Genomic DNA, 8,131 nt, shown 5'->3' on the forward strand with positions numbered 1-8,131 from the left:
GGTGATAATGAACGGAGAGCAGAAGAAGCAAAAAAAAGAGTTTTCAGTGCCTTAGATAAGTTACTCGAAACCGATTCAATTCCACTTTATCGTGGGAAAATTTCGCCTTCAGGAGTACAGAAAGCAACTGGAATAGACCGAGGAACTATATCCAAATATTTACAAGAGTGGTCTGAAAAGAAGAACTATAGTGTTTAATTTCCATCCGATTTTAGATTTCCATTAATGTTACGCGAAATAATTACCTTTCTTCCCAACGGTTCATGTTGCGATCAATTAGATCGGCAACTTGGCCTTTGTGCTGTTCTATTCGTTCGATCAGGTTTTCAATGGCATCTTGCTTGATTTTATCACTCTCATAGAAATCAATGTTTAACGCTTTGACTACCTGATTGAGATTCCGGCCAATTGCAGCTAGTTCACGATTTGATTCGCGTAATACATTTATTTCCTTATTGGTAAGGATAGGGGCCTTATGAAGGGCAGATTGAACAACAGCCGTTGTCCATTTGGTCCTGGTTGTATAACCTTCTTTTTCAGCTCGTTCTATCAGTTTTCTATCTTCGTATTCTGTTAACCGAATAGTAATTTTCCTAGCCTTCTTATCATCATTTAAGCCAGGGAAATCTATGGGGATAGTTTCATTAGAAATACGCTGAATAACCCTTCTCAACATGTCAGATTCACTTAAATTATTTACCCTGCAGAAGTCCTGCCAGGCTTTTTTTTCTGTTTCAGATAGTCGAGTTTTTACAACTTCTTGTTTACTCATATGCAGTCTTAAAAAAAGGGGGGGAAAGATACTTTAGCAAAGTTGGTACCATTTGCCAGCAAAATGCGAATCCTGCCTTAGCCTTAAGCCCCCCAAATCTTTTCGTGCGTACGAAATTTTAGTGAATCAAACAGCAACACTTTCTCCGTCGAAACTTCATTAGATTTCTCCAAAAAGCATTTTTGATAAGAAAAATAAAAAAATCTTTATTGTAGACGCGGAGCGCTTTCTATCAGGTTTGTTAGAGCATCTCGGTGACTGTGTGTAAAACTGGGAACGGCTTGCCCGTTCCAGTTTTTCCACATTCATCCGTAGCATCGTTGTTATTCACAACAGAATTTCTTTTTAATAATCTTTTTTATTCTTTTTATTCTTGTTTTTAATGGTCCCGAAGCCCTTATGTGTTAAGGGCTACAGAGATCTACGGTGGACAGATTTACGGCAAAGGTGGACAGATTTACGGTTCTTGGGTGGACAGATTTACGGTGGTAAGTGGACAGATTTACGGTGGTGTTCACAGGTTTGGGAGGACTAGTTGAAAGTTAGTCCTCCTTTATGTAAGGTGGACTAAATAAATACCAATCCACCATAAGGTGTAATGTGAGTAATCTATCTGTAAGTAAATCTAACTGCCTGGTAGATGCTAGCTATAAGCTAAATGCTCAGGCGCAAAAGTTAGTATTAGCATGTCTAGCTAAATTAGACTCCAGAAGTGAAATCCCCAAAGAAGTTAGACTCTCAGCTTCTGAGTTCTCTGAGTTGATGTGTATTGACATGAAGAATGCACATAGAGAGATGTATAAAGCTGCTGACGCGTTATTTAAGTCAAGTATTGTATTGCGAGATGAGCAGGAAGAAGTTGAGCTTTACTGGATTCAAAAGAAAGCAAAGAAGTTGAAAGGTGAGGGAGTCATAACCTTAACTTGGTCTGATGATGTACTTAAGTATATAAGCCAGTTACAGAGTCGATTTACAAAATATAAACTTAGAAATATAGCTAATCTTCAATCTGCACACTCGATTAGACTCTATGAGCTCTTGATGCGTTTCAACTCTACTGGGGAACGAGGGATACACCTGGAAGATTTTAAGTCTGCTTTGGGAATTTCGGATAAATACCCTCTGTTTAAAGATTTAAATAAAAGGGTTATCAAACCTTCCGTAGAAGAATTAAATCAAAGAAGTGATTTGATCATTAAGTATGAAACGATAAAGAAAGGCCGCTGTGTTACTGGATTAGCTTTTAGTTTTAGACAAAATCCACAGATGAAAATGGAAGTTTGATTTGATGGTAAGCAGAGTTCAATGACCTAACTGGTTATCTGATACCTAAAGTAGAAAAACGCCCGATAGAGGGCGGTTTTTGTTTCAAACTAAACTTGTCATTTTTAACCTGTAAATTGGCCTGTAAACCGTCACAAACTTTCATACCTGTTTATCAGTACCCGAGCTTACTAAATGTGGGAAAAGTCGCTCCTGGAGCTTCTGAGGGGGCGAGAGCGATGTTTTTGAGGGATATCTTGGTCATTTAACATATAACCAATAACACGCCCCGGGTTTTGGATGTGGAAACATACGTATTTACGTATGTGTTGGGATAGGCTCTTTCTGATACGAGAGAGGGACTTACCTTTGTGTTACCTATGTTGTTTCTATTAAATAGAGCTTTACTCTCTTGCACTAATCTACATACGATCATATTATTACCGTGTAGAAGGGCTTGATGTGTAACCTTAATCTGGTTTGGTTATATATTTTTACGCTACTTGTGTTGAACCAGAACAGCACAATAGATTGTTAAGGATTTACTCCTGTCCCGACCCCTATGAGCTAAGGGAACGCCACGAACGATCACTCATTTACGAAGGCTGGTTTATAACCAGCCTTTTTTGTATCTAGAGGGTACCCATTAACGTTCCTGGGTGACTTTTTCTATCGTATGCAGTCACTATGCTGTAGTAAGGGTCTTCACCTTGTGGTCGTTTTAGCTCTACAATGACCATGCCTGAACTTGATTCTAAGATTATCGGCTTGTTTGGATCCTTACCGTAATCAATCAGAACTTCAGCGCCACCTCTGATTACATTTTCTATAAACTTAACCACATCAGATGCATCTTGAGCATTAATTTCACTTCTGTGCTTATCCCAAATATGACGTAGGCCAAAAGCCCCTTTTAGCTGCTTGACCTTAAGGTCATAAAAACCAGGATCACCTAGCTTTAAGATAACTTCCGCTTCTGGGAATTGACTATTTAACTTTGGGATTTGTCCAAATGATGTAGTTCCCTTTGAGTTTGTTACCCTAGCGTTTTTTGTTTTTTTATTATTTAGTACCTGATGCGATACATCGCCTGGTAACAATACATTCATTCATTCCACCTTATTAATTTCTTATTATCTTCGACACATATTACTTACTCTTTATTTAAAAAACTAAAGTTCGTCTTAACTGGTAACTGACTGACTTCCACCCCGTCTAAGTCTGCCATCTTCAGACTTCCTTTCAGCTTTGAGTTTGGAAAGAAGCTTTGACTCTTTCTTCAGCTTTTTGACTAATCCCGATAGATCATAAGAGTTTGAGCTCTGCCCTCCCTTCTCATAAAACCGTGCTTCACGCTTTATCAGCCCTTTGTCTTCTAGGCTTTTCATTGTTTTTCTTACGGTACTAATATCTCGATTTATGTAGTCCGCAATCGTTTTTTTTGAAGGGAAGGGGGATTTATTGTCTTCCCACCAATACTTTAATAACACTAGCAATATGTTCATCTCTGTAGGGTTGAGCTTAAGTGCTTGCTGTCTTTCAATTAAAGTATTAGGAATGGCTGTCCAACCTTCATTGATTACCTCTTTTCCCCAACGCTTGCTCAGTTCTTGAGGTTTTATTTCTTGTGCTTCTTTGCTCATCATGTACCTAAGTGTGGCGTGACTCTTGTTTATATAGCGAGTATATGTACCTGATTGAGCTTTGAAAATACATACCACATGTGCAAAAACGCCTCCCCCAGTATTTATATCCTGTAGGTGTGGGTCGTATTGGTATGATTTCGATGCGTATGTATCGTATATGTATCTTATTTGTGGGTCATTATCGCCTAGGTAGCTGGAGGTGTTTTTGCCTCTACAGGAGGGCGTTTTTACCTAGGTTAGGAGGGAGAAATTACCTCTGCACTTTTCAATAAAATAGTTAAGTTTTAGTGAGATACCAACCATTTTGTCCTTTTCATATTTTACAGACCTAACCGTCCGATAATGACAGAGTAATGCAGTGCAAGGAACTTATCATAAAAGAGTTAGATGGAGTAAGCAGAGAAGTGTCTAACGTGAGTTATGGTGCTTTAGGGATAAGAATACTTGTATCTTGACGAAGAAGCTGAGATTATTACCCTAAGCCATTGATCCTTTTGACGCCACCCTTTAGATGTGGTAAGCTAAAAGCCTTGCATTCAGTTTTGCAATTTAGCTTACCACATCTAAAGGGTGGCCGACTTAAGTTATTGTTTTTAAAGATTTTTTCTTTTATCTCTAGTAAAAAGAAAGAAGCGCCACTTCCTAAGTTTTTCCCGAATTTACGCAATTTCTTTGTGTTATTTTTCCTCATATACATTTCCTCTGATGGTTCGTTTTATGGCTTTTTAAATGCTCTATTGTCAGCTTTAATTATACCACATTTCTGTCGGTTTTATAATTAACTTGCTGTTTTTATTGGGTTAATCATATTCCCCATCTAGAGTGTATGAAGAAGATTCCTCCTTTTTTCAGCGCCTCGATATATGTTGATACATTGTATATCCAAATAACTAGTGCTACATTATCAGTATCTACAAAGTAGATACCATAAAAATAATATTATCATGCCACGATATAGTGGCATTTAGAGTAATGAAAGTGAGTTAAAACTCCTACACAGGTCGAAAGAAACCAGTAGGGAAGGAGCGAAACTATGAGTGTTGCGATTGCACGATGGGGAAACAGCGCTGCTGTTAGAATCCCAAAAGAGGTGATGGCGAAACTAGCACTAAACATTGGCGATGCTATGAACATCGATGTTGATGTTAAGGGTGAAAAAATTGTCATAGAGCCATCTAAGCCTAGCTTAGAGAGCTTACTTAGTATGATTACTGATGATAATCGCCATCAAGAGCTATTGAACGATATGAAAGGTAACGAAATTATATGAGTTCATCCGTACCAGAAAAAGGTGACGTTATTGTAATTAGCTTTAACCCACAAGCAGGGCGTGAGCAAGCTGGTGAGACTAGGCCAGCATTGGTGGTATCACCAAAAAGCTTTAACAGTAAAACAGGGTTTTGCGTTGTCTGTCCTATAACGAACCAGAAGAAGGGGTACCCTTTTGAGGTAGACGTTGAGGGAGCCAATCAGACAACAGGCGTTATATTAGCCGATCAGTTTAAATCCTTAGACTGGAAGAGCAGAAAGGCAAGGGTTGTAGATTCTGTGAATAATGAAACCTTAAAATCGGTACGAGACTTAATAACAACGATCGTTAACGCATAAAAAAGACCGCATAGCGGTCTTTTTTTATGCTCTATAACCATCATAGAACCGTGGGGTAAGCTGCATTCTATCGGTTCTTATACATCTCATTCCTAAACATTTATTAGAGTGCTTTGAGCTATACCCCCCTTCAATAAATCGTTATTGGTGTTCACCATGGTGCTTTCGTAGGGCTGGCCATACTGACCTTCTCCATCTCCACTGAAGTATCCCGACAAATGAAAAACCTATATATATTAAAACCTTAAGTTCATAATCCCCGTAACCAAAGAATAAAAGAACAAGTAGTACAAGAGAAGCTACAACCCATAAAGTCGAAACACCTAGCTCCACAACTCGCATTGCGTTTTCCCAGCCATCCTTAATTCGATCGATCATGCTTCCCCCCTGATAGAGTTACCGCCTCCGAAGCGCTTTTGATAAGCCGCATAACCTTTTCTACTTGCCCCATATGTACCTGTAAGTGGCTTAGCTGCAACTCCTCCCGCCAAACGCAAATCACGTTGTACATTTCGGTACTGCCTACGGATATGGGTTGGTCGCATTGCACTCATTGTGGAACCCAAAGCTCCTTGAGTTGCGAGAGCTACACCGCCACCTAAAGCAGATGCAACAGATGGCACCTGTTTTACGACCATAATACAAAGACCATAAAGCAAGCAGAGAATCGAAGCATCCGCTAAAGTAGATAACGCTGTCAGATCTGACGACATACTTCCCATAGCCACATCTGCTAGTGAAATCATCAACTTACCTATAGCACTCCCAAGGATAAGAATTAATCCTTGGTTTATAAGCATGCCTAACCAGCTTTCGAAGAATCGCTGTGTAGAATTGAATAGCAACATAACGATAAATAAAGGCCCAATAGCCAAGAGGACAGCAGTCATTATTTTGCTTAATAAGATTAAGAACGCCACAACACATGTTAAAACGCCACCAAACGCTAAAACACAAATAGCAATTAAGTACATTCCAAAATTAGCATCAAGTATACTCCCCTTATCCCAAGCAGCTTCTGACACTTCAAAAATTTGGGAAAACAAAGAATCTAAAGCGGAAGACACAGAAGTTGACTCACCTCCTGTAACTACTTTAGAGATTTCTTCCGGGCCTTGTGATAACACGTTAACAACGATGTCTGTGTAGGTCCCGATGGTTAGCCCTAAAGATATAATGAAGCCTATTCTAAGTATTCGAAAAACCCCCTCTTGTAGAGGTTCGTTAACTTTTCCGAATATCATCAGATAGCCCCAAATGGCAATCCATATGATTAACAAGCTGGTAAATATAGGAGAGATAAAAGATATTATGTTTGTAGCTGTATCAAAGACATAGCCTTCTAATGCCCTATCAACCAGGTCAAATGTAGCTTGGAAGAAGTTCATATTATTTACCTACCCTTCAAACTTTAAAGTGGGGAGGCTGCCGACTATAAGCTCTTTTTCTGCTTGTCTTGCATTAATACAGTTTGGGTGCTCTTTTAGTTCACCAGGATTGTTAGAGCATTTTTCTAGAGTAGTATTGCGTTCGACTTCATTCAATTTGAACCATGCAACATTATGTATTTCTTCATTTTTATCAAAACAACCGGTTAAAAAAATACTTAACATAGCCACCAACGTTAAAGATTTCATATCATCACCTCCATTTAATTTTTTCGTGCGCACGAATTTATTTGGTCTCGCCTCTTACTTTGAGACCTTTTCCTCTGAAGGAAGATGGAGTTATTTTCAAAATCTATACTTTTAATATCTATAGACTCCATCACCTCTTTCATTTCCTCAATACAGCAAAAGAAGTCTTCAGGAAGAACATCCTGATCATCAGAAAGATAGTTGCGTGCGTAATTAGCAGTTACTAATAGAGTTTCAAGTTCATTTCTCATTGAAAGACGCTCAATATCTTGCAAGCGAAATAATTGATAAATTTCCTCATCCCTAGATGTGATAGACTGACTGTTACCCATAATTGCCTCCTATTTAGGCGTTGTGGTTAGGAGTAGTTGAGGGGACCATCCTCAACTACTCCATTCAAATGCCTTTCTTTTCATCATGCTCTCTAATCTTTTTAAGTTGCCTTTTTAGCTCGTAGAATTCTGTGTCACTGACCCAAAAGTATCTCTGATACCGACCCAAAGATTTTTGCCTAGAAATAAAATCCTTCTGGCGTTCATTTACACTTTTAGCCACCCTAACCCCGCACAAAAAATCACCACTCAAGTTTGAATCATATCAGTCGTTACAAATAACGCAATAGTACCGCTACTGTATTATATTATTAATATCAACGACTTATATATTTCAAATCATATACTTACGTTAGTGGGCTTAACTTTCTAGTGAATGAAAGTTATTCTTAATAATTAAAAATTAGATAAGTAATAAAATGAGTTGGAAATGGATTTACTAAGAATAAATGACGCGTGTCATGTCACGGGACTGTCACGAAAAACACTCTATAGATACATGGACAAGGGGACACTTAAATATCAAGAAATTGACGGTAAAAGGCACATTGCCTTAAGCGATCTTAAAGGAATAAAAAGACTTCCTAAGAAAAAAACTGAGTCAACCGAAAGCAATGACACAAACCTTGAAATAAGCGAACTAAAAAACGAGATAATTAATTTAAAAAACAGTATATTATCCTTACAAAAGTGCATTGAAGAAACAAACGATATGTTGGTAAAGTATGCGTCAAAAAGTGAGTCTAAAAAGACAATTGACACAAAAAATGCACCATTAAAAAAAGAAAATATTAGTGGTGATAATGAACGGAGAGCAGAAGAAGCAAAAAAAAGAGTTTTCAGTGCCTTAGATAAGTTACTCGAAACCGATTC

The 8,131-nt window shown here is 38.2% G+C and carries 11 protein-coding genes; 5 read left to right on the forward strand and 6 right to left on the reverse strand.

The genetic code is table 11. The features are described 5' to 3' along the window. Positions 1–198 (forward strand): hypothetical protein (locus R7Z47_RS23765; protein WP_318130655.1); only part of this gene is annotated, 198 nt, incomplete at its 5' end. Positions 199–241: 43 nt separating this feature from the next. Here R7Z47_RS23765 and mobC read toward each other — a convergent pair. Further along, positions 242–772, reverse strand: coding sequence for a plasmid mobilization relaxosome protein MobC (gene mobC / locus R7Z47_RS23770; protein WP_213961456.1), 531 nt, complete (start codon positions 770–772; stop codon positions 242–244). Positions 773–1,372: 600 nt separating this feature from the next. On the opposite strand from mobC, the gene R7Z47_RS23775 reads away from it, so the two are divergent. Further along, positions 1,373–2,056, forward strand: coding sequence for a replication initiation protein (locus R7Z47_RS23775; RefSeq protein WP_213961457.1), 684 nt, complete (start codon positions 1,373–1,375; stop codon positions 2,054–2,056). Positions 2,057–2,667: 611 nt separating this feature from the next. Here R7Z47_RS23775 and R7Z47_RS23780 read toward each other — a convergent pair. Together R7Z47_RS23780 and R7Z47_RS23785 are read right to left on the reverse strand one after the other, a co-directional pair. Beyond that, complete coding sequence (locus R7Z47_RS23780; RefSeq protein WP_213961448.1) at positions 2,668–3,144, reverse strand: hypothetical protein; 477 nt, start codon at positions 3,142–3,144, stop codon at positions 2,668–2,670. A 75-nt stretch (positions 3,145–3,219) separates the two neighbouring features. Continuing rightward, entirely contained in the window at positions 3,220–3,678 is a 459-nt protein-coding gene (locus R7Z47_RS23785; RefSeq protein WP_213961449.1) for a helix-turn-helix domain-containing protein, read from the reverse strand. Positions 3,679–4,714: 1,036 nt separating this feature from the next. Here R7Z47_RS23785 and R7Z47_RS23790 point away from each other — a divergent pair. Next, positions 4,715–4,951 carry an AbrB/MazE/SpoVT family DNA-binding domain-containing protein gene (locus tag R7Z47_RS23790; protein WP_213961450.1) on the forward strand — a complete coding sequence of 79 codons (237 nt, stop codon included), beginning with the start codon at positions 4,715–4,717 and terminating at the stop codon, positions 4,949–4,951. Further along, the gene (gene mazF, locus R7Z47_RS23795; protein WP_213961451.1) at positions 4,948–5,289 is read left to right on the forward strand and encodes an endoribonuclease MazF; all 342 of its coding nucleotides are present in this window, start codon (positions 4,948–4,950) and stop codon (positions 5,287–5,289) included. Before R7Z47_RS23790 ends, mazF begins: the two co-directional genes overlap by 4 nt. A gap of 374 nt (positions 5,290–5,663) precedes the next feature. Here mazF and R7Z47_RS23800 read toward each other — a convergent pair whose 3' ends face one another. The 3 genes from R7Z47_RS23800 to R7Z47_RS23810 are packed head-to-tail and all read right to left on the reverse strand — an operon-like array spanning position 5,664 to position 7,258. Beyond that, the gene (locus R7Z47_RS23800) at positions 5,664–6,677 is read right to left on the reverse strand and encodes a type IV secretion system protein (RefSeq protein ID WP_318130656.1); all 1,014 of its coding nucleotides are present in this window, start codon (positions 6,675–6,677) and stop codon (positions 5,664–5,666) included. A 9-nt stretch (positions 6,678–6,686) separates the two neighbouring features. After that, complete coding sequence (locus tag R7Z47_RS23805) at positions 6,687–6,926, reverse strand: EexN family lipoprotein (protein ID WP_213961453.1); 240 nt, start codon at positions 6,924–6,926, stop codon at positions 6,687–6,689. Positions 6,927–6,940: 14 nt separating this feature from the next. Beyond that, positions 6,941–7,258, reverse strand: a complete 318-nt coding sequence (locus tag R7Z47_RS23810) for a hypothetical protein (protein WP_213961454.1) — start codon at positions 7,256–7,258, stop codon at positions 6,941–6,943. 430 nt (positions 7,259–7,688) lie between these two features. Here R7Z47_RS23810 and R7Z47_RS23815 point away from each other — a divergent pair. Next, positions 7,689–8,131 (forward strand): helix-turn-helix transcriptional regulator (locus R7Z47_RS23815; RefSeq protein ID WP_318130657.1); only part of this gene is annotated, 443 nt, incomplete at its 3' end.

Origin of the sequence: Vibrio sp. 1641, from assembly GCF_033339995.1 — a bacterium.
GTDB lineage: Bacteria > Pseudomonadota > Gammaproteobacteria > Enterobacterales > Vibrionaceae > Vibrio > Vibrio alginolyticus.

What these genes read in the sequence shown, in the direction of transcription:
- mobC (WP_213961456.1), bottom strand. Translation starts at nt 772, where the DNA reads ATGAGTAAACAAGAAGTTGTAAAAACTCGACTATCTGAAACAGAAAAA.
- R7Z47_RS23780 (WP_213961448.1), bottom strand. Translation starts at nt 3,144, where the DNA reads ATGAATGTATTGTTACCAGGCGATGTATCGCATCAGGTACTAAATAAT.
- R7Z47_RS23785 (WP_213961449.1), bottom strand. Translation starts at nt 3,678, where the DNA reads ATGAGCAAAGAAGCACAAGAAATAAAACCTCAAGAACTGAGCAAGCGT.
- R7Z47_RS23790 (WP_213961450.1), top strand. Translation starts at nt 4,715, where the DNA reads ATGAGTGTTGCGATTGCACGATGGGGAAACAGCGCTGCTGTTAGAATC.
- mazF (WP_213961451.1), top strand. Translation starts at nt 4,948, where the DNA reads ATGAGTTCATCCGTACCAGAAAAAGGTGACGTTATTGTAATTAGCTTT.
- R7Z47_RS23800 (WP_318130656.1), bottom strand. Translation starts at nt 6,677, where the DNA reads ATGAACTTCTTCCAAGCTACATTTGACCTGGTTGATAGGGCATTAGAA.
- R7Z47_RS23805 (WP_213961453.1), bottom strand. Translation starts at nt 6,926, where the DNA reads ATGAAATCTTTAACGTTGGTGGCTATGTTAAGTATTTTTTTAACCGGT.
- R7Z47_RS23810 (WP_213961454.1), bottom strand. Translation starts at nt 7,258, where the DNA reads ATGGGTAACAGTCAGTCTATCACATCTAGGGATGAGGAAATTTATCAA.